Raw genomic sequence first — 294 nt, 5'->3', positions numbered from 1 at the left:
GAACAAGACTTGCAGGATGTCGCCTTCCGCGAAGGCACTGGCAATCGTTGACGGGATGATGTTCATCAGGAAGCTGGTCACGGACTGCTCGTGAGCCGTGGCCACATAGCCCTTAACGGCTTCGACATCGAGCGAGGCCGGATCGATGTTGAGGCCGGCGCCAGGCTGAACGATATTCGTGACAATCAGCCCGACAACAAAAGCGAGCGTCGAGAAGGTGAGAAAATAGACCATCGCCTTGGCGGCAACTCGGCCGACCTTCTGCAGATCGCTCATGCCGGCAATGCCGGTCGC

At 58.5% G+C, this 294-nt stretch carries 1 protein-coding gene; it reads right to left on the bottom strand.

Annotated features, from left to right (window positions below):
• Positions 1-294, bottom strand: a 294-nt coding sequence (locus EOB59_RS35105; RefSeq protein ID WP_128290319.1) for a cation:dicarboxylase symporter family transporter, incomplete at both ends; no start/stop codon positions are given.

The sequence above is a fragment of the Mesorhizobium sp. M7A.F.Ca.MR.176.00.0.0 genome, from assembly GCF_004023165.1.
Taxonomy (GTDB): domain Bacteria; phylum Pseudomonadota; class Alphaproteobacteria; order Rhizobiales; family Rhizobiaceae; genus Mesorhizobium.
The sequence above is the reverse complement of the archived record's forward strand: the minus strand, read 5'-3'. Positions and strand labels throughout refer to the sequence as shown.